General features: G+C 55.3%; 21 protein-coding genes and 2 tRNA genes. 15 read left to right on the top strand and 8 right to left on the bottom strand.

Features of this window, described 5'->3' with window-relative positions; genetic code table 11:
• Positions 1–119 precede the first annotated feature (119 nt).
• Positions 120–195 (bottom strand) — tRNA-Asn (locus EDF75_RS08935).
• 100 nt (positions 196–295) lie between these two features.
• Complete coding sequence (gene mtfA / locus EDF75_RS08930) at positions 296–1,096, bottom strand: DgsA anti-repressor MtfA (RefSeq protein ID WP_166646151.1); 801 nt, start codon at positions 1,094–1,096, stop codon at positions 296–298.
• An 87-nt stretch (positions 1,097–1,183) separates the two neighbouring features.
• On the opposite strand from mtfA, the gene EDF75_RS08925 reads away from it, so the two are divergent.
• Positions 1,184–1,273 (top strand) — tRNA-Ser (locus EDF75_RS08925).
• Positions 1,274–1,607: 334 nt separating this feature from the next.
• Here EDF75_RS08925 and EDF75_RS08920 read toward each other — a convergent pair.
• Positions 1,608–2,672, bottom strand: coding sequence for a porin (locus EDF75_RS08920; protein ID WP_133598609.1), 1,065 nt, complete (start codon positions 2,670–2,672; stop codon positions 1,608–1,610).
• A 570-nt stretch (positions 2,673–3,242) separates the two neighbouring features.
• Between EDF75_RS08920 and drpB the strand changes: the two genes are divergently transcribed.
• The 4 genes from drpB to EDF75_RS08900 are packed head-to-tail and all read left to right on the top strand — an operon-like array spanning position 3,243 to position 6,194.
• A complete protein-coding gene (drpB, locus tag EDF75_RS08915) occupies positions 3,243–3,524 on the top strand; it encodes a cell division protein DrpB (protein WP_133598607.1) in 282 nt (93 codons plus the stop codon).
• A gap of 42 nt (positions 3,525–3,566) precedes the next feature.
• Positions 3,567–4,262, top strand: coding sequence for a phosphohydrolase (locus EDF75_RS08910; RefSeq protein WP_133598605.1), 696 nt, complete (start codon positions 3,567–3,569; stop codon positions 4,260–4,262).
• A 56-nt stretch (positions 4,263–4,318) separates the two neighbouring features.
• Positions 4,319–5,749, top strand: a complete 1,431-nt coding sequence (locus EDF75_RS08905) for a DNA cytosine methyltransferase (RefSeq protein ID WP_133598603.1) — start codon at positions 4,319–4,321, stop codon at positions 5,747–5,749.
• On the top strand, positions 5,730–6,194 hold the full coding sequence (locus EDF75_RS08900; protein WP_133599422.1) for a very short patch repair endonuclease: 465 nt from the start codon (positions 5,730–5,732) through the stop codon (positions 6,192–6,194). The genes EDF75_RS08905 and EDF75_RS08900 overlap by 20 nt, the downstream gene beginning before the upstream one ends.
• Position 6,195: 1 nt before the next feature.
• Here EDF75_RS08900 and yedA read toward each other — a convergent pair whose 3' ends face one another.
• On the bottom strand, positions 6,196–7,107 hold the full coding sequence (gene yedA / locus EDF75_RS08895) for a drug/metabolite exporter YedA (protein ID WP_133598601.1): 912 nt from the start codon (positions 7,105–7,107) through the stop codon (positions 6,196–6,198).
• Positions 7,108–7,291: 184 nt separating this feature from the next.
• Here yedA and EDF75_RS08890 point away from each other — a divergent pair, with 184 nt between their 5' ends.
• The 3 genes from EDF75_RS08890 to dgcQ all read left to right on the top strand — a co-directional run bounded on the left by EDF75_RS08890 (position 7,292) and on the right by dgcQ (position 10,232).
• Positions 7,292–8,203: a DUF808 family protein gene (locus EDF75_RS08890; protein WP_133598599.1), complete on the top strand. Its 912-nt coding sequence runs from the start codon at positions 7,292–7,294 to the stop codon at positions 8,201–8,203.
• A 74-nt stretch (positions 8,204–8,277) separates the two neighbouring features.
• Positions 8,278–8,448 carry a YodC family protein gene (locus EDF75_RS08885; protein WP_133598597.1) on the top strand — a complete coding sequence of 57 codons (171 nt, stop codon included), beginning with the start codon at positions 8,278–8,280 and terminating at the stop codon, positions 8,446–8,448.
• 116 nt (positions 8,449–8,564) lie between these two features.
• Entirely contained in the window at positions 8,565–10,232 is a 1,668-nt protein-coding gene (gene dgcQ, locus EDF75_RS08880; protein WP_133598595.1) for a cellulose biosynthesis regulator diguanylate cyclase DgcQ, read from the top strand.
• Between the two features lie 325 nt (positions 10,233–10,557).
• Here dgcQ and yodD read toward each other — a convergent pair whose 3' ends face one another.
• Complete coding sequence (yodD, locus tag EDF75_RS08875; protein ID WP_045859646.1) at positions 10,558–10,782, bottom strand: YodD family peroxide/acid resistance protein; 225 nt, start codon at positions 10,780–10,782, stop codon at positions 10,558–10,560.
• A 133-nt stretch (positions 10,783–10,915) separates the two neighbouring features.
• Here yodD and dsrB point away from each other — a divergent pair, with 133 nt between their 5' ends.
• Entirely contained in the window at positions 10,916–11,104 is a 189-nt protein-coding gene (gene dsrB, locus EDF75_RS08870; RefSeq protein ID WP_041146281.1) for a protein DsrB, read from the top strand.
• Positions 11,105–11,146: 42 nt separating this feature from the next.
• On the opposite strand, the gene rcsA is transcribed toward dsrB, so the two are convergent.
• The gene (gene rcsA / locus EDF75_RS08865) at positions 11,147–11,770 is read right to left on the bottom strand and encodes a transcriptional regulator RcsA (RefSeq protein ID WP_133598593.1); all 624 of its coding nucleotides are present in this window, start codon (positions 11,768–11,770) and stop codon (positions 11,147–11,149) included.
• Positions 11,771–12,238: 468 nt separating this feature from the next.
• On the opposite strand from rcsA, the gene yedD reads away from it, so the two are divergent.
• Entirely contained in the window at positions 12,239–12,658 is a 420-nt protein-coding gene (gene yedD, locus EDF75_RS08860; protein WP_166646150.1) for a lipoprotein YedD, read from the top strand.
• A 47-nt stretch (positions 12,659–12,705) separates the two neighbouring features.
• On the opposite strand, the gene amyA is transcribed toward yedD, so the two are convergent.
• Positions 12,706–14,193, bottom strand: coding sequence for an alpha-amylase (gene amyA / locus EDF75_RS08855; protein ID WP_076947299.1), 1,488 nt, complete (start codon positions 14,191–14,193; stop codon positions 12,706–12,708).
• Positions 14,194–14,393: 200 nt separating this feature from the next.
• On the opposite strand from amyA, the gene tcyJ reads away from it, so the two are divergent.
• The 5 genes from tcyJ to sdiA all read left to right on the top strand — a co-directional run bounded on the left by tcyJ (position 14,394) and on the right by sdiA (position 19,065).
• Positions 14,394–15,194, top strand: a complete 801-nt coding sequence (gene tcyJ / locus EDF75_RS08850; protein WP_041146277.1) for a cystine ABC transporter substrate-binding protein — start codon at positions 14,394–14,396, stop codon at positions 15,192–15,194.
• A 162-nt stretch (positions 15,195–15,356) separates the two neighbouring features.
• Positions 15,357–16,343, top strand: coding sequence for a D-cysteine desulfhydrase (gene dcyD / locus EDF75_RS08845; RefSeq protein WP_133598589.1), 987 nt, complete (start codon positions 15,357–15,359; stop codon positions 16,341–16,343).
• Positions 16,344–16,358: 15 nt separating this feature from the next.
• On the top strand, positions 16,359–17,027 hold the full coding sequence (tcyL, locus tag EDF75_RS08840; RefSeq protein ID WP_045859290.1) for a cystine ABC transporter permease: 669 nt from the start codon (positions 16,359–16,361) through the stop codon (positions 17,025–17,027).
• The gene (tcyN, locus tag EDF75_RS08835; protein WP_133598587.1) at positions 17,024–17,776 is read left to right on the top strand and encodes an L-cystine ABC transporter ATP-binding protein TcyN; all 753 of its coding nucleotides are present in this window, start codon (positions 17,024–17,026) and stop codon (positions 17,774–17,776) included. The genes tcyL and tcyN overlap by 4 nt, the downstream gene beginning before the upstream one ends.
• A gap of 566 nt (positions 17,777–18,342) precedes the next feature.
• Positions 18,343–19,065 (top strand): transcriptional regulator SdiA, encoded by a 723-nt coding sequence (gene sdiA / locus EDF75_RS08825; RefSeq protein ID WP_133598583.1) that lies wholly within the window; start codon positions 18,343–18,345, stop codon positions 19,063–19,065.
• Positions 19,066–19,132: 67 nt separating this feature from the next.
• On the opposite strand, the gene EDF75_RS08820 is transcribed toward sdiA, so the two are convergent.
• The gene (locus tag EDF75_RS08820; protein WP_041146272.1) at positions 19,133–19,357 is read right to left on the bottom strand and encodes a DUF2594 family protein; all 225 of its coding nucleotides are present in this window, start codon (positions 19,355–19,357) and stop codon (positions 19,133–19,135) included.
• Positions 19,358–19,540 lie beyond the last annotated feature (183 nt).

The following is a 19,540-nucleotide window of genomic DNA, read 5'->3' as shown; positions in this document are numbered from 1 at the left end:
GATTGATCTCAGGCGGCGCCCGGGCGTTGCCTGGTATTTGCGATACCGGCGAGGTGAACCGCCTGGTTGGGGTAAAAAGCAAAAAGCCTGCTTAGTTTCCTAAGCAGGCTTCTTTAATATGGCTCCTCTGACTGGACTCGAACCAGTGACATACGGATTAACAGTCCGCCGTTCTACCGACTGAACTACAGAGGAATCGTGTGAACGAGGCGCATACTACTGGCCCCGCATTTTTGTGTCAATACTAAATTTAACTAACTGATTCAGATGGCTAAATTTAGCTCAACTCGTTGTTTTAGTGCACAGTGCGCGCGTCGTCCGCATCCTGGCGTTCATTATCACGTAATCTCTGCAGCGGGTCCTGGCGGTAAAACTGGCAAAAACGCTGCCAAAGCGCCGGGAAACGCGGGGCGAACAGCTCGGGTGCGCTAAAGAAATATTCTGACAGAACGGCAAAACATTCCGCCGGGTCGGTCGCGGCGTAGGCATCAATACTGGCGGCGCTCTCGCCGACCAGGTCAATCTCATCCTGAATGTTGTTCATCGCCGCATGGAGATCGTGTTCCCAGCCGGCAACCTCGCGTAAAGGTATTAGCGGCACGCCGCTGGCGCGATCGCCGTTGCGGGTATCAAGCTTATGCGCCACTTCGTGTACCACGAGGTTAAAACCAGATGCGTCGAAGGAGTCCTGAATATCCAGCCAGTTAAGAATAATGGGCCCCTGCTGCCAGCTTTGTCCGGATTGCACGACCCGCTGGTTATGGACCAGGCCAATATCATCTTCCCACTCATCGTCGACGACGAACGGGGCAGGGTAGATAAGCACCTCGTGGAAACCGTCCAGCCATTCGATGCCGAGCTCGAGAACCGGCAGGCAAAATAGCATTGCGATGCGCGCGCTTTGCAGCTGAGTCAGCTCCAGCCCCTGCAGGGTAACGAGGCGTTTTTGCTGTAAAAAACGCGCAGCCATCTGCACAAGCTGCTGCTGCTCCTGTGCGGAGAGGTTAGCTAAAACGGGAATGGCGAGCGCCTGCTCCCAGGGTATTTCCGCGCTACCGGACTCTTCATTTGCTTTCCAGGGCCATTTAAACATCATATTGCTCGCAAAGTCGTCACTTGAACGTAATTAAAGAGACAGGAACTATTAAAATGCCAAAGAACCTGGCATTATAGCAACCTCAGCGGAGAGATGCCGGAGCGGCTGAACGGACTAGTCTCGAAAACTAGAGTAGGGGCAACTCTACCGGGGGTTCAAATCCCCCTCTCTCCGCCACTTCATCTTTCTATCTACCCGATTCGAAAATCCTTTAATTAAATCCCTGCGGTTCAGAATACCGTTACCTGTGCCATCTGATGCCGGCGCTTGCTGGACGGGATTGAACGCTCCTCAGGTCCTCATAAGCTATCACTTAGCGATTGTTCAAGGTAGCAGTTTGCCAGTATCTCCTTCATTTTGTGAACTAAGTCGTATGGCGCCATCGAGGGCACGACTCATTTAAAAATGTGCCACGACCGGCGATTGCGCATTAGGTCATCTCTGAATTTACTCTCGGGCGGCTGCTCACAAAAAAGCCCGCGCGAGGCGGGCTTAGGTGGGTGACATCGCATCAGAACTGATAGGTGATGCCGAGTGCGAACTGATCGTCAGTCGCCGCGCCGGTGACAGCGCGATCCTTCTCATCGAGAAGATTGAACTTATAGGCGGTGTAGACGTTGAAGTTTTTGTTGAAGTAGTACCAGGTGCCCAGCTCAAGGTAGTTCATGATCTCTGCGTTGCCGCGCCCGTCGCTGCCGAGATCGTGACCTTTCGCGTAGACGTAACCGAGGGAAGGGCGCAGACCGAATTCGAGCTGGTACTGAACGACGGCTTCAACGCTCTGCGTTTTATTGGCGATGAGGCCATTTTCCATCGGCAGCATATTGCGGGATTCGGCATACATGACGGCGGTATAGAGGCTATTGGCATCATATTTAGCCGCGATGCTCCAGACTTCAGCCGTTTCGCCTTTGCCGTCGGCGGTCTGTTCGTCAGTACGGTCGGAATTACCGTAGGCGGCGGCAAAGCCAAATCCGTCGAGGCTATAGTCAACGGACGCGCTATAGCCGTCGCCGTTCGCTTTCAGACGATCGCGGTTGGTATTTTTACCCTGGTACTGGAGAGCAAAGTTCAGCCCATCGGCCTGGCCGAAAAAGTCAGTATTGCGGTAGGTGGCAACGCCGTTGGTGCGGCCGGTCATAAAGTTATCGGTATGCACCAGACCGTCGCCGCCCCACTCGACCAGCATATCCGTGTAGCCCGCGGCGTCGTATACCGCCCCGTAGTTGCGGCCATAATCAAACGAGCCGTAGTTACCATATTTTAAGCCGGCAAATGCCAGACGGGTTGCGCTGCCCTGATCGCCCTCTGGCTTGTTGGCTTTCATATTGTATTCAAACTGCCCATAGCCGGTCAGCTCGCTGTTGATCTGCGTTTCACCCTTCACGCCGAACCGCGCGTAGGAGGTATCTTCAGAGTTGCGATTGCCTTCGTCGGTATCGGTCATAATATGTTCGCCGACCATTTTGCCGTAGAAATCCACTTTATTACCGTTCTTATTATAGATTTCCGCTGCGCTCGCGGCCCCAGTCATTAATAAGGACGGCAGCAGAATTGCCAGTGCTTTTCTTTTCATTATATATTCCCTTTTATTTATAATTAATGTGAATGTCAAAGAATCTTGCTTAATGCAAAATAAATACTATCTGCGAAGGTTCATTTTTATTTAAATTTAAAATGTAAGTAAATTATATCTAATATTACAAAATGTTTCTTATTGGTTCGTTATATTAATATTCTATCGGTTTGTGGTGAGCTATATTTCTGGTTTATTGGCTTTTATAACAATGGGTTATTTTATTTTCTGGATAATTCAGTCTCGTTATGGGATTGGCGGGATTTATGTTTGGGTTTCACTGATATGTTCGGAGGATAAATATCATGCCTGTCCGCGGCGTAATTTCGCAAGAAAATGGTCAGTAACGAAGAAATATTAAGCCGGCTGCTGATGAGAATATTAGACCAGGCGCGAACGATCGTATCATTACCGGTAGCTGACAAGAGGTGATGCAGGCGGCTTCGATTGCTTCCTGAACCCATCCCGGACGTTGCGGATGCCTGGCGGCAAACTTCGCTGTATAATGTGACGAAAATCACATTTTTGTTTCAGGTGACGTTTCGTTACTGAAGAAAGGAGGGCAGTTAAATGGAAGAGAAAGCGAAGCGAAGCCCCGGCGGGAAGCTGGCGTTATGGGCTTTTTACGCCTTCTGCGGCTATTTCCTGTGGGCGATGGTGCGCTACTGGTGGGTCGTCGGGCATATTCAAAGCGTCCCCGGAGCGGGCATTGACGGGGATCTGGGTTCGACGGCGGGCAAATGGCTGGGCGCGCTGCTGGGGTTTCTGGTCCTCGGCGTCGTCGGGTTAGTCCTTGGGACAATCGCCTGGTATACGCGGCCTGATGCCCGTAGCTATGAACATCAGGATTAAAGTTGCTATGCTCGCAGCCTACCTTCTCTCAAAGGAAAGCGCATGGAACTGGTTGACTGGCAGCAACGATTTGAAACCTGGATGACAGGGCATCATCCGCAGGGCGACTCCGCTCACGACATTTCGCATTTTCGTCGCGTGTGGGGTACCGCCCAGCGGCTGGCCGCCAATCGGCAGGTTGACCGCCTGGTGATCCTCACCGCCTGTTACTTTCATGACATTGTCAGCCTGCCCAAAAACCATCCCGACCGCAGCCGCTCGTCGGTGATGGCGGCGCAAAAGACGCGGAGTATTCTGCAGTCGTCATTTGCCGATTTTCCCGTCGACCGCTATCCCGCCGTACTCCACGCCATTGAGGCGCATAGCTTTAGCGCCGCTATTCCTCCACTCAGCGAAGAGGCGAAGATCGTCCAGGATGCCGACCGGCTCGAGTCCCTGGGAGCGATTGGCCTGGCGCGCGTTTTCGCAGTTTCCGGGGCGCTGAATAATATCCTGTTTGATGCTGACGATCCTTTTGCCGAGAGGCGCGAGCTGGATGACCGCACCTATGCGCTGGATCATTTCCAGTGCAAGCTGCTGAGCCTGCCTGAAACGATGCAAACCGCTGAAGGGAGAGCGATGGCGGAACACAACGCCCGCTTCCTGGTGCAGTTCATGGCGAAGCTCAGCTCGGAGCTGCAGGGTGACCCTACCGCGCTGGATGAGGCGGTTTTGCGCCGCTTTGATCCACAGGCTTAAAACTGCCTGCGCTATTTGTGGTAATCTCTGCGAAAATTGTCCAGCTGGTTGAGGTTATGCCGCAAAATTTATCTAAGGAACATCCCCCGTCTCTGCCGGTAACGCAGGCCGGGGAAGACGCGCAGGCGTTATTGCGCCAGCTGATGGCAATATATGATGTGAAAACGCTGGTGGCACAGCTGGTTGCCGTCGGGGAACAGCACTGGAGCCCGGCGATACTCAAGCGCGTCGCCACGGTGTCCCGGGCGGCTGGTCGCTTAGGCCACCGGGAGCTCGCGCATCTGGCATCGCTGCTGCCGCGGCCGCCGGCGCACCATCCGAATTATGCTTTCCGCTTCGTCGATCTGTTCGCCGGTATCGGTGGCATCCGCAACGGTTTTGAAGCCATCAACGGGCAGTGCGTTTTCACCAGCGAATGGAATAAGCACGCGGTGCGCACCTACAAAGCGAACTGGTATTGCGACCCCGAGCAGCATCGCTTCAATGCCGATATCCGTGATATCACCCTCAGCCATCGTCTTGATATCAGCGATGAGGACGCCGCTCGGCACATTCGCGAGACTATTCCGCAGCATGATGTGCTGCTGGCCGGCTTTCCCTGCCAGCCTTTTTCCCTCGCCGGGGTGTCGAAGAAGAACGCCCTCGGACGCGCCCACGGCTTTGCCTGTGAGACGCAGGGCACGCTGTTTTTCGATGTCGTCAGGATTATAGCGGCCAGGCGGCCGGCAATCTTCGTGCTGGAGAACGTCAAAAACCTGAAGAGCCACGACAAGGGGCGAACGTTTAGCATCATTATGCAAACCCTCGACGAACTTGGCTATGAGGTCTCTGATGCCGGACATCGCGGGGCGGACGATCCCAAGGTTATCGATGGCCGCAACTTCCTGCCGCAGCACCGCGAACGCATCGTACTGGTTGGCTTTCGCCGTGACCTGCAGCTGCACGACGGGTTTACCCTGCGCGATATCTCGGCGCTTTACCCGGCCCAGCGCCCGACGTTTGGCGATCTGCTTGAGCCGACGGTGGATGCCAAATTTATTCTTACCCCGGTGCTGTGGAAATACCTTTATCGCTATGCGCGTAAGCACCAGGCGCTGGGCAACGGTTTCGGCTACGGGCTAGTCGATCCGCGCAACCCGCATAGCGTGGCGCGCACGCTGTCGGCTCGCTACTATAAGGATGGCGCCGAAATTCTGATCGACCGCGGCTGGGATCGCCCTCTGGGCGAGAAGGACTTTGACGACCCGCAAAACCAGCAGCGTCGCCCGCGCCGGCTCACGCCCCGCGAATGCGCGCGCCTGATGGGCTTTGAGTCCCCGCAGGGATACCGCTTCCGCATTCCCGTCTCCGATACTCAGGCGTACCGCCAGTTCGGTAACTCGGTGGTGGTGCCGGTGTTTGCCGCCGTCGCCAGGCTGCTGCAGCCGCGAATTGCGCAGGCGGTGGCCCGCCGCGATCCCGAGGATGATGATGGACGTTCACGATAAGGCCACCCGCAGTAAAAATATGCGCGCCATCGGCACATTCGATACGGCGATAGAGAAACGACTGGCCGGACTGCTCGCGCAGGCCGGTTTTTCTTTTACCGCTCAGGAGGCCGCGCTGCCGGGGCGCCCGGATTTTGTGGTGAACGATTACCGCTGCGCTATCTTTACCCACGGCTGCTTCTGGCATCATCATGACTGCTACCTGTTCAAGGTGCCGGCAACCCGCACGGCGTTCTGGCTGAATAAAATCGACGGCAACGTGGCGCGAGACCGGCGGGACGAGGCGCTGCTGCTCGAACAGGGATGGCGGGTGCTGATCGTCTGGGAGTGCGCGCTGCGCGGGAAGAAAAAACTTAGCGATGAAGCGCTGAGCGAACGCCTGGAGGAGTGGATCTGCGGCGGCGGCCACCGCGCGCAGATTGATACTCAGGGGATCGGGCCGTAGCTTACTTTTCAACCTTACAGGGCGTGGCTTCGCTGCGGGCGGGGAACAGATACTTGCCGAGCGTCACCAGCACCACCGCAAAAATAATAACGCCGAGCGCCGTCCACTCGGTAAGCGACAGGCTCTCCCCGGCGAACCCGGTGCCTAATAACACCGCGACGACCGGGTTAACGTAGGCATAGCTGGTGGCTACGGCGGGAGTGACGTTACGGATCAGGTACATGTAAGCATTAATCGCAATCAGCGAGCCGAAGATGGCCAGGTAGGCGACGGCAATAATTCCCGACCATGAGGGCATCTGCGTCAGCTTTTCACCGGTCAGGGTAGAGGCGACCATCAGCACAATTCCCGCCGCGAGCATCTCAATCGCGCCGGCCATCATGCCGGTGGGCAGCTCAATTCTCGAACCATAGACTGAGCCAAACGCCCAGCTCATGGAGCCGATCAGGATCAGCAGCGCGCCCCAGGGATTGCCGCTTAAATTGCCGCCGCTGTTGAGCAGAATAATACCCGCCAGGCCGATGGCGATGCCCAGCCACTCGATTTTACGCGTGGCGATACCGAAGAAGCGGCTAAAGCACAGGGTAAACAGCGGGACGGTGGCGACCATCACCGCCGCAATCCCGGAGGGTACGTGCTGATGCTCTGCCAGGGTGACAAAGCCGTTGCCAACGGCAAGCAGCAGGATACCGATCAGCGCCGCGTTGAGCAGCGGTCTGCGCGCCGGGAGCCTGTGGCCGGTAGCCAGCAGGTAGACGATGAGCAGCCCTCCGGCAGAAAGAAAGCGAATACCGGCCATCATCAGCGGGGGCCAGCTGGCAACGCCAATGGCGATAGCAAAATAGGTGGATCCCCAGATGATATATAGCGCAAACAGCGCCCCGATAAGCGGTAATAACTGGCGGGTAGACATACGTCCTCACGGCGGTACAAAAATAGGAAGGGGGCATATAGTAAACGTGAAAACTACCTCGCTGGCGAGCGCTTTAATTTTCCGGTGATTGTTAATTTTTTGTTGACTATTTGCTTTGCTGGGCGAGACGCGGATTTTGCCCCATACTCTATGTTTAATAACCATAAAATGAAGGAATGGTATTTTGGCGGGAAGTAGTCTTTTAACCTTGTTGGACGATATTGCCACGCTGCTCGACGATATCTCGGTGATGGGTAAGCTGGCGGCGAAGAAGACGGCGGGCGTGCTCGGGGACGATCTTTCCCTCAATGCCCAGCAGGTGTCCGGCGTGCGTGCGAACCGCGAGCTGCCGGTGGTATGGGGGGTGGCGAAGGGTTCGCTGGTCAATAAGGTGATCCTGGTTCCGCTGGCGCTTTTAATTAGCGCATTTATTCCGTGGGCGATTACGCCGCTGCTGATGCTTGGCGGGGCCTTCCTCTGTTTTGAAGGCGTCGAGAAGGTGCTGCACAGCGTGCAGGCCCGCAAACACAAAGAGGACCCGCAGGCCCGGCAGCAGCGGCTGGAAGCGCTGGCCGAACGCGATCCGCTGGCGTTTGAACGCGATAAGGTGAAAGGCGCCATTCGCACGGACTTTATTCTCTCCGCCGAAATTGTCGCTATCACCCTCGGTATCGTGGCGGATGCGCCGCTGCTAAACCAGATAATGATCCTTTCCGGGATTGCCCTGCTGGTGACCGTTGGCGTCTACGGCCTGGTCGGTATTATCGTGAAGCTGGACGATATGGGCTACTGGCTGGTGGAGAAAGAGAGCGTGCTGGCCCGCGGGGTCGGCAAAGGCCTGCTGGCGGTGGCGCCTCGGCTGATGAAAGTGTTGTCGGTTGTCGGGACCCTGGCGATGTTCCTGGTCGGTGGCGGCATCGTGGTCCACGGCATTACTCCGCTGCACCACGCGGTGGAAAATCTGGCCAGCGGCATGTCCGGGTTCACCGCTTCTCTGCTGCCGACGGGCGTAAACCTGGTGCTGGGCTTCATCATTGGCGCCGTGGTGGTGGCGGGCGTGAAGGCCGTTTCCGCGCTTCGTCGCGCGGTAAAGTAATCCGCCGGCGGTTATGCAAAATGTCTCAGCTTCGTCTAAGGTGAAACAGTTTCTCCCGGATTACGGAGCGAAAAATGGTATGGTTCATCAGCGATGAAGTCAGACGGAAAAGCGGCGGGCCGCGCATGGTTGTGACCGGTTTTGCCAATGGCATGGTTGAATGCCGTTGGTATGACGGCTATGCCGTTAGGCGCGAGGCGTTCCGTGAAGATGAGTTGGTTCGTGGGGGAGGGGGCGCGGAATAGCTCTCCCGATCCCAATAACGCCCGGCTTATACCGGGCGTTTTGTCATTGTATGGCCCGGCTTTCCGACAGGTCGCGTGGATGGCGTTTGTTTCTATGATGGTACTGCGAGAGCACAATGAATAAGCCGCTGTGGGGGAGAAAACTTCGCCGCCTTTCGAGCCCGGGACACGTGGTAAATTTTTGTTTTGTTGTGGTGCTATTTTTTTCTACGCTACTGATATGGCGAGAAATAATGGTGCTGGAGGAGGCGTATGTCGATAACCAGCACAACAACCTCGAAAACGTCGTTCATGAAATGGATGGCCTGCTGCAGTTTAACACCGACCGGATGATCTTTTTCCGCAACGGGATGCAGTCAGCGCTGGAAACGCCGTTAGATTTTATGATCCTGCGTAAGGCCGAGCAGGAGTACATCAGCAGGCGCCATGAAGCGATATGGTCGGTGGCGTTACACAATCGGCGTACGCTGCCGGTCTACGGCGTATCCGATACTTTCGTCGATAAAGCTCCGACCCTGTCCCGAGACAATGCCCTTTCCGGCAACGAGCTGATGGCTGCGCTTGAGCTGGGCTATCTGCTGCGCCTGACCAACAATAACCGTGGCTTCACCGAGCGTATGCTGTACGTATCGCGCAGCGGCTTTTTTGTGAGCACCGAAGCGCTAAAAAATACCGCCCAGGCGCTGGCGCTTTATAGCGCTGCCACCCGCTCTCCGTGGTTTACCCGTCAGGCCCAGCGAACGAATCCCGGACGCGGCGTAGTCTGGCAAACCTTTCCCGAGGAGGGAGCGCTGGGCGATGCCCAGGTGGTGACCGCCTCCATACCGCTGGACTTCCGCCACTACTGGCACGGCGTGCTGGCGATGGACTTCTCGGTTCGCGAAATGAAGGCCTTTCTGGTGAACGCGGCGAAGGGCGGGCAGGACGGCGAATATCAGCTGTACGACAACCGGCTGAACCTGATTGCCTCTTCCGCACCGGGCAATGTGCTCACTCTGCTCTCGCCCCGCGAGCAGGAGACGCTGAGCTACGCCTTCTTGCACGACAACAAGGGCGGCATTCGTCTGCTAACCCGCTATATCAGCTGGGAAAAACTGAATAATTTTGATGGCGTCCTGCTGCGTATCCACACCCTGCAGGAAGGGGTCCGCGGTGAGTTTGGATCGATTACCATCGCGCTGATGCTGATGTGGCTGCTGTTTACCTCAATGCTGATTATCTCCTGGCTGGTTATTCTGCGTATGGTGCGCAATATGAGCGAGCTGCAAACGTCGCTGGAGTGGAGGGCGTGGCACGACGCATTAACGCGGCTGTTAAACCGCGGCGGGCTGTTTGAAAGAGCCATTGCCGCTGCCGGAGAGTGCGAGCGCGGGAAGCGCCCGTTCGCCGTGATCCAGCTCGATCTGGATTACTTCAAGCGGGTGAACGACCTCCACGGTCATCAGTCCGGCGATCGGGTGCTGTCGCTGGTTGCCAGCACGATAGCCAGCAACATCCGCGAAGGCGATCTCGCCGGGCGCGTGGGCGGGGAGGAGTTTTGCGTGGTCATGCCGGATACCACCCTGCAGGAAGCGACTGCGATAGCGGAGCGTATCCGCGTTCGCATTAACAGCCGCGAAATACTGCTCTGCAACAATACGAGCCTGCGCATCAGCGCCTCGCTGGGCGTCAGCAGCAGCGACGATTGCGCGGAGGTTAACTTTGAAAACCTGCAGTCGATAGCCGATCGCCGGCTCTATCTTGCGAAACAGAATGGCCGCAACCGGGTCTGTTCTGCGGGGTAAGCGTCCGGAGCTGGCCGTCTTCATCCGTTCACCGCGGCGCGGTAAAGTACTGATATGAGATTTATCTTAAAAGAGGGCGGGGGTGAAACGCGATTTGTGGCGCAGGGGCATCAACGAAGCCTTCTGCCACCTGGGTTATCCAGGGGCCCGGCGTTATTGACTATGTGTCTCAATTATTTTCTTCATCAATAGCTCTTGTCATGCAAAATAATTGAGGATAATGTTTTCCACGCATCGGATCTCCCGGTGTAACGAATTTTCAAGTGCTTCTTGCATTAGCAAGTTTCATCCCGACTCCTGCGAGTCGGGATTTTTTTGCCTGCGCCTAGCGGTTGACTTCGGTGACGCTAAAGTCGTGGATATCGAGCTCAAAGGCTTCCGCTAGCTCGCGCCAGGTATGGTAATCGCGACCATCAATGCTCACGTGATGGGGATCGTCGCGGGTGCGCTGCACTTCGCTTTCGCTAATTTCATTAATTGCCGCCAGCAGGGCGTCAACATTGACGCTACCCCCGCCGCTACCCAAACTGCTCTCTTTGGCGGATTTCATCATCGCTACCTCGCTTGGCTCCGACAGTGCCTCTTCAAGTATAGACCGTCTATAAAAACAGCGCTCATCGGGCGGGACGCTGCGCATCCGCCGGTTTTGTTCTACACTGGCTCAAAAATAGAGGAGACGAGTTATGCAGGTGAACGATCGTGTCACGGTAAAGACCGACGGTGGCCCACGTCGATCGGGGGTAGTACTGGCAATAGAGTCGTTTAGCGAAGGAACAATGTATCTGGTTTCGCTGGAAGACTACCCGCTGGGGATCTGGTTTTTCAACGAGAAAGGGCATCCGGACGGCGTCTTTGTTGAGAAGGTTGACTAGGCTGTCGGCAATCAAAACTGGCGGTGACTGCCGCCAGTTCTTTCATCGCATGTTGACGTAAATCCCTGAGGTAATGTTTTCCGTCAGACGGACAATATGGTAAATCACCTGTTTATTGTGGGTCTGGATTTTCTTTTTAATATTGCCTTTGTGCGACGATACGGTCTTAGCCTTGATGTTCATCTGCGTCGATATTTGCGATGTCCCGTGCCCGGCCATCCACATTTGCAGCATATTTGATTCGGCCCGGCTTAATGACAGCGTGGGAATATTGATGCGTCCGGCGCTGAAGCTATCGTATTTCAGATGATTACCCAGAATATCATCAAGGTCTTTTGGCGTAAGCGACTTCGAGCTAATAAGTAAATTTTTGCGCACCAGCAGATAGTGGTCAAAATGAACGTTAGCCAGCGCCATAAAGATGATAAATAGCGTTCCGGGATAATCCATAATGATTTGTCGGATAAGCTGATTACTATCTTCGCGATGAATAAAGCAATCTTCGTTGAGAAACACCACCGCCGGGCGGGACGATTCGCAGCTCTCTTTCAGGCTTGCCGCCGTTTGCACTTCGCTGATGTCACGCTTTCTTATTCCTCTGCTTGTCAGATACCCGGTCAATCCCAGTCGGGTATAGCTGCACAAATCCATGATAATCGTTGACATGACCCATCCTCAATCAACACGTAACGATAATTCATCCTTCGCCGGTGAGCGCGATGAAGTCCATTTAAGTGGGTAATAAAACAAGGTACAGTGTGGAAACCATTAAGTAACCTGAACTATTCCGTAATATTGCCCATAATTTGCCAGGAATACTCCCAAAGTAAAGGCGTGCATCATGTTACGTCGGGGAATTAAAAGCAAAAACTTCCAGTTACAGATAAGGTTGCCGGCCGGGAGTTATTCTCTTTTCGGATTATCCTTATGCTGGCTGGATAAATTCTCACCTCACCAATATGGCCGTTTCATCAAAAACATTAATTAATAGCCGAATAAACCGAACGCCATTTAGCGCTACCGGCGATCGGCCTGGATTGACGGCCGCTGGGCGCCGCTTTTCGCCCGCTGCAAGAGAGGTGGCAGGCTTAACGCTTTAATGCCACAATACTTTTTTATCGGTGTGTGGGATGAATGATGAAAAAGATAGTAATTGCTGGCGCGCTGTTGACTCTCGCCGGATGCGTGCAGGTAGATAATTACAACGAGGTTGTCAAAGCGCCAGCGCCCGCCGGGTTAGAGGGATACTGGCAGTCAAAAGGTCCGCAGAGCGAAATGATGAGCCCGGATGCGATTGCCAGCCTGATTGTGACCAAAAATGGCGATACGCTCGATTGTCGTCAGTGGCAGCGGGTTATCGCCACGCAGGGTAAATTAATGCAGCGTGACGATCGGGTTTACAACGTGACCTCAGGTCTGGATATCTATCCTGTCGAACGCACCGGTAATACCCTGGAGTATGACCGCATGACCCTGACTCGCGTCGATCGCCTCACGCCTGAGTGCGAGCAGGCGTGGAATAAAGCCGCCGCCGCGACGAAAAGCGCGCACTAGGGCACCGACGGGCTGGCAGCGCGTCCAGCCCGCGATACGCACCTGATTTATAACGTCTCTTCGATAACCCACACGCTGACGCTCCCGCCGCGGCAGGTAAACGTCGCGCAGCCTTCGTCGTCGGTTTCCACCTGTTCCTCCCGGTTGCCGAGAAAATCTTTCCAGCGCTTATTGCCGTAATTGGCGCCAAGAGTCAGCGATTTCTCACCGTCATCACCGTTCGACAACACCACCACGCATCCCGGATCGTCATCGGTGCCGCTGCGGCTGAAGGCGATACAGTTCGGATGATCGAACCACAGCGTCTGCACGCCGTGGGCAAAGCGCTGGCGGGCATCAATCAGCTCGTGCAGCTGTTCGATAACCGGCATCTCGATAGCGTAAGTCTGGCCATCTCCGCCGGTATCTTCATAGCTGGCGCCGAAGAGATCGGCATAAAAGACCGACGGCACGCCGTTCTCGCGCAGCAGAATAAGCGCATAGGCCAGCGGCTTAAACCACGGCTCAACCGGCGCCTCCAGCGCCTGCAGCGGCTGCGTATCGTGGTTGGTCACCAGGGTGACGGCGTGGAACGGATCGGCTTCAACCAGCGTACCGCTAAAGATCTGGCTCATATCGTAATCGCGGCCCTGGCGCGAGGCCTCGTGAAACTTCATCTGCAGAGGAGCGTCGAACAGCAGCGTATTGCCATCAACCATCGCGATATACTGCTGCAGCTTTTCAACTTCGTGCGACCAGTATTCCGCGACGATAAACAGCGGCTTTGTCGCCACTTCCTGGACGTGATCGATCCACTCCTTATAAAACCAGGCCGGAATATGCTTCACCGCGTCGAGGCGAAAACCGTCGCAGCCGGTCTGCTCCATCGCCCAGCGTGCCCAGTATTTGAGCTCTTCGGTAACCGCATGATTGCGGAAATCGATATTCTCGCCCATCAGGTAGTCGAAGTTGCCCATCTCATCATCGACCTGATCGTTCCAGCCTTCGCCGGTATAGTCGTTAACGATTTTAAAAACGCCGTCTTCGTCCGGGTTCTCAATATGATCGATGCCGCTAAAGCATTTATAATCCCAGACGAACTGCGAATATTTACCGGCACGGGCGGGGAAGTCGTAGCGGGTCCAGGCCTCGCACTCCACCACCTCTTCGGCAATTTGCGTACGATCCTGCTCGTCCACGCGCTGAACGCGGATGCTCTCTTTTTTATCGGCGCCCATTTTGTGGTTGACTACCACGTCGAGCAGGACGGCGATGTCGTGCTGTCGCAGCGCGGCAATGGCCGCCAGCAGCTGCGCCTTGTCGCCGTATTTGGTGGCGATGGAGCCCTTTTGGTCGAACTCGCCAAGGTCAAAAAGATCGTAGCTGTCGTAGCCGACGGAGTAGCCGCCGGAAGCTCCTTTATACGCGGGTGGGAGCCAAATCATATTGACGCCGATTTCGTTCAGGTTAGGTGCCAGCGCCTCGACTTCACGCCATAACTCGCCGCCGGTGGGGTAATACCAATGAAAGCACTGCAATAACGTGGGGTTTTTCATCTTCCGTGCTCCAGACGTCATCAAGCTGACTCTTGCAGTATGAGAGATCTCCAGCAAATACGATCAATTTTGCGCGCGTTTTTCACTATGCCATAAACGGCATCGTATATAATAAATTGGAATAAGATGTAGCGGATAGATGTTGGTCCATCCGCATAAACGCCTTACACTACAAAAAAATATCACTCTGTGGGGTCTCTATGAAATTAGCACTTCTGGGCCGCCAGGCGCTGATGGGCGCAATGGCTGTGGTTTTGATGACTGGCGTTAGCGTAAAAACGTTTGCAGCAGAAAACCTGTTTAACCAAATTAAAGAGCGCGGCACGCTGCGCGTGGGTCTGGAAGGCACCTATCCTCCGTTCAGCTATCAGGGTGATGACGGTAAGCTGGCCGGTTTTGAGGTCGACTTTGCCAACGAGCTGGCGAAGCATCTGGGAGTGAAGGCCGATCTGAAACCGACCAAATGGGACGGAATGCTGGCCTCGCTGGACTCTAAACGCATCGACGTGGTGATTAACCAGGTCACCATTTCCGACCAGCGTAAGAAAAAATATGATTTCTCCACGCCGTACACCGTCTCTGGCGTGCAGGCGCTGGTGAAAAAGGGCAATGAAGGCGTTATCAAAACGGCGGCCGACCTGAAAGGTAAAAAAGTCGGCGTGGGTCTGGGCACCAACTACGAAGAGTGGCTGCGTCAGAACGTGCAGGGCGTGGATATCCGTACCTATGATGACGACCCGACTAAATATCAGGATCTGCGCGTAGGCCGCATCGACGCCATTCTGGTCGATCGTCTGGCTGCGCTGGATCTGGTGAAGAAAACCGGCAATACCCTGGCCGTCACCGGCGAAGCGTTCTCGCGTCAGGAGTCCGGCGTGGCGCTGCGTAAAGGTAACGAAGATCTGCTGAAAGCGGTGGATGGTGCGATTGCCGACATGCAAAAAGACGGCAGCCTGAAAGCGCTGTCGGAAAAATGGTTTGGCGCTGACGTGACGAAATAACGGCCGGCGGTGAAAAAAGGCGCTCATCGAGGCGCCTTTTTTTATTTCGTCGGCAACTACGTGCATAATAAAAACAAAGGGCCTGTTTCGTCAGGCTATTTTATGGGCCAGTTTGCCTGGAATAATAACGCCTGAGGGATTGGCTCTCAGTCAGGAGATATCATGTCACTGCAAAATTTAACGCGTTTCCCGCGCCTGGAGCTGATTGGCGCGCCGACGCCGCTGGAATACCTGCCGCGCCTGTCGGATCATCTCGGTCGCGAAATTTTTATCAAACGCGACGACGTGACCCCGCTTGCTATGGGCGGCAATAAGCTGCGCAAGCTGGAGTTCCTGGCGGCCGATGCGCTGCGGGAAGGCGCCGATACGCTGATCACCGCCGGCGCAATTCAATCTAACCACGTTCGTCAAACCGCGGCGGTGGCGGCTAAGCTTGGCCTGCACTGCGTGGCCCTGCTGGAAAACCCGATTGGCACCCGTGCGGAAAACTACCTGACTAACGGCAACCGCCTGCTGCTGGATCTGTTCAATACCCAGGTCGAGATGTGCGATGCGCTGACCGACCCCAATGCGCAGCTGGAAGAGCTGGCGACGCGTATCGAGGCGCAGGGCTATCGGCCGTACGTGATCCCGGTCGGCGGCTCCAATGCGCTAGGCGCGCTGGGCTACGTTGAAAGCGCGCTGGAAATCGCCCAGCAGTGCGAAGGCGCGGTAGAGCTGTCGTCCGTCGTGGTGGCATCCGGCAGCGCCGGCACCCATGCCGGTCTGGCGGTGGGTCTGGAACAGCTGATGCCGGGGGCCGAACTGATTGGCGTCACCGTGTCGCGCAAGGTGGCGGACCAGCTGCCGAAAGTCGTTGCCCTGCAGCAGGCGGTAGCGAACAGCCTCGAGCTGCAGGCAAAAGCCGACATTACGCTGTGGGACGACTATTTCGCGCCAGGCTACGGCACGCCGAATGACGAAGGCATGGAAGCGGTAAAACTGTTGGCACAGCTTGAGGGTATCCTGCTGGATCCGGTCTATACCGGGAAGGCGATGGCCGGGCTGATTGACGGTATTCAGCAGAAACGCTTTAAGGATGAAGGGCCGATCTTATTTATACACACCGGCGGAGCGCCGGCGCTGTTTGCCTACCATCCTCATATCTAAAGCAGAACAAACAGAATGCAAGAGAGTATCCAACTGGTTTTTGATTCCGCACCTTTTCTCCTCAAGGGGGCGGTATTTACGCTGCAGCTGAGCATCGGCGGCATGTTCTTTGGCCTGGTGCTGGGCTTTATCCTTGCGCTGATGCGGATGTCGCCCCTTTGGCCGGTAAAGTGGCTGGCGCGGGTCTATATTTCTATTTTCCGCGGTACGCCGCTTATCGCCCAGCTGTTTATGATTTACTACGGCCTGCCGCAGTTTGGTATTGAGCTGGATCCCATTCCGGCGGCGATGATTGGCCTGTCGCTGAACACCGCGGCGTATGCCGCCGAAACGCTGCGCGCGGCGATTGCCTCTATTGATAAAGGGCAGTGGGAAGCGGCGGCAAGTATCGGCATGACGCCGTGGCAGACTCTGCGTCGGGCGGTGCTGCCGCAGGCCGCGCGCGTCGCTCTGCCGCCGCTCTCTAACAGCTTTATCAGCCTGGTGAAAGATACGTCGCTGGCGGCGACTATCCAGGTACCGGAACTGTTCCGCCAGGCGCAGCTTATTACCTCCCGTACGCTGGAAGTTTTCACCATGTATCTGGCCGCATCGCTGATTTACTGGGTGATGGCGACGGTGCTGTCGACGCTGCAAAACTATTTTGAAAATCAGCTGAATCGCCAGGAGCGTGATCCAAAATGAGTGCCATTGAAGTCAAAAACCTGGTGAAAAAGTTCCACGGACAGACGGTACTGCACGGTATTGACCTCGAGGTGGCGGAGGGCGAAGTGGTGGCGATTATCGGCCCCAGCGGCTCCGGTAAAACGACCCTTCTGCGCAGCATCAACCTGCTGGAACAGCCGGAGAGCGGCACCATTCGGGTGGGCGACGTCACTATCGATACCGCGCGCAGCCTCAGCCAGCAGAAGGGGCTGATTCGCCGCCTGCGTCAGCACGTCGGCTTCGTCTTCCAGAACTTCAACCTGTTCCCGCACCGCACGGTAATGGAGAACATTATCGAAGGGCCGGTTATCGTCAAGGGTGAAGATAAAAACGAATCGATCGTCCGGGCGCGCGAACTGCTGGCGAAGGTTGGGCTAAACGGGAAAGAGAATAGCTACCCGCGCCGTCTTTCCGGCGGCCAGCAGCAGCGCGTGGCGATTGCCCGCGCGCTGGCGATGCGCCCGGACGTCATTTTGTTTGATGAACCTACGTCCGCTCTGGATCCTGAGCTGGTGGGCGAAGTGCTGAATACCATTCGCCAGTTGGCACAGGAGAAGCGCACCATGGTTATCGTAACCCATGAAATGAGCTTTGCCCGCGACGTGGCCGACCGGGCTATCTTTATGGATCAGGGACGCATCGTCGAGCAGGGCAAGGCTAAGGCGCTGTTTGCCAATCCGCAGCAGCCGCGCACGCGCCAGTTCCTCGAAAAATTCCTGATGCAGTAACGGCTACCGGACTGCGGTCGCGGGATCCGGTGAAAAGGGCGGGGGGCCAGGCTACCGGCGTTCCCGCCAGCCGCAAAGAATAGCGCAGGCGTTTGGCCAGCCCGAGCGCCTGGGCCGCGAAGTGGAAACCTTTCTGAACGATCGGGGCGATAGCGCTGAACGATAGCGTCCTGTGAGAGATCAGAACTATTAAACGCTGCTTATCGATTGGTATTTTTATATTCAGCCGCGCCGGGCGTTTTCCCGAAACAATCCCTTTTTCCGCCGTCGGTGGAGGCCAGCCTGCGGGAACGATACGTCGTATCTTATCGCTGAGGGTAAGACAGCGGCGCTTGAGAGAAGGCAATATCGGCAGCAGGATTGGCGCTAAACGCCTCCTACAATTGAGAATATATCGTCGGCAGAGATAAATCATGCGACATTCTCTTCTTCCATCATCGCTGAATAGCACCAGTAACGATCTAATATGTGCGCTGTATACGATATTTTATACATATAAATAAGATTTATGTGTTAGTTTTTGTATTTGTAATAATGATAATTACTCAGGAGTTATTTGGTCGGTTATGAGGGACAATGATTTTTTCAGCTGGCGGCGGGAAATGCTGCAACAATTTCAGGCAATTTCGGCGGGAGAGGGGGTTTATAATCTCCTGCAGCAGCAGGCGGAAGAGCTGGAATATGACTATTTTGCTCTCTGCGTGCGCCATCCCGTGCCCTTTACGCGCCCTAAGGTGACGCTGCAGACGACCTATCCGCAGGCGTGGATGGCGCATTATCAAGCCGAGAACTATTTCGCCATCGATCCGGTGCTGCGCCCGGAAAATTTCCTTCGCGGTCACCTGCCGTGGAACGACGGGCTATTCCGTGACGCCCCGCAGCTCTGGGACGGCGCGCGCGATCACGGGCTGGTGAAGGGGATTACTCAGTGCCTCACCTTACCCAACCACGCGCAGGGCTTTCTCTCTGTCTCAGGGCAGAATCGTAGCGTCGGGCCCTATCCGGCAGACGAATTAGAAATGCGTTTGAGAATGCTGATTGAGCTCAGCCTGTTGACGCTGTTACGCCTGCAGGACGCGATGGTGATGCCGCCGGAAATGAAGTTCAGCCGGCGTGAGCTGGAGATTTTGAAATGGACTGCGGAAGGGAAGACCTCGGCAGAGGTCGCGATAATTCTGTCTATCTCAGAAAATACCGTCAATTTTCATCAAAAAAATATGCAGCGAAAATTCAACGCACCAAATAAAACGCAAATAGCCTGCTATGCGGTTGCCACTGGCTTAATTTGAGCTAGCCCATCGTTCTGCGTGCCAGACGTGAAACCGGCTGTCAGTTATACTTCCAGCCGGTTTATTGTTACTGACGGTAAGCCTGTTTAATTTGCTTAACGGTGCTGGAGAATACGGCAGCCTGAGCCTCATCTTCCATCTGCGTGATTTGCCTTTCCATCTTAATAATCACCCGACCCGCATCGGCCTGGCCCATGGCCTGGAGCATCAGCGTCAGCAGCGTTTTCAGGCAGGTCACTTCCTGCGCCAGTTCTTGATTATTTTCTGCAGTGGAAAAATCTGGTGTGCTCATCGATATCCTCGTTTGCTATCGGCGCTTTTGCGCAATACTAAATCTTAAAGCGGCGCAGTATACCACAAGCGGCAGAAAAAAAAGGAGCGCGTAATTTGCGTTCTCTGATCGGAGCTGTGAGGGGTTTAATTGCCTGAATAAAGCCCGCTGCGGCGCCCGCAAATTGTTAATTTTTGGTATGAT

It is taken from the genome of Klebsiella sp. BIGb0149, from assembly GCF_004362605.1.
GTDB classification, from domain to species: Bacteria; Pseudomonadota; Gammaproteobacteria; order Enterobacterales; family Enterobacteriaceae; genus Klebsiella; species Klebsiella terrigena.
Note: the sequence above shows the minus strand (reverse complement) of the source record. Positions and strands in the feature narration are given on the sequence as shown.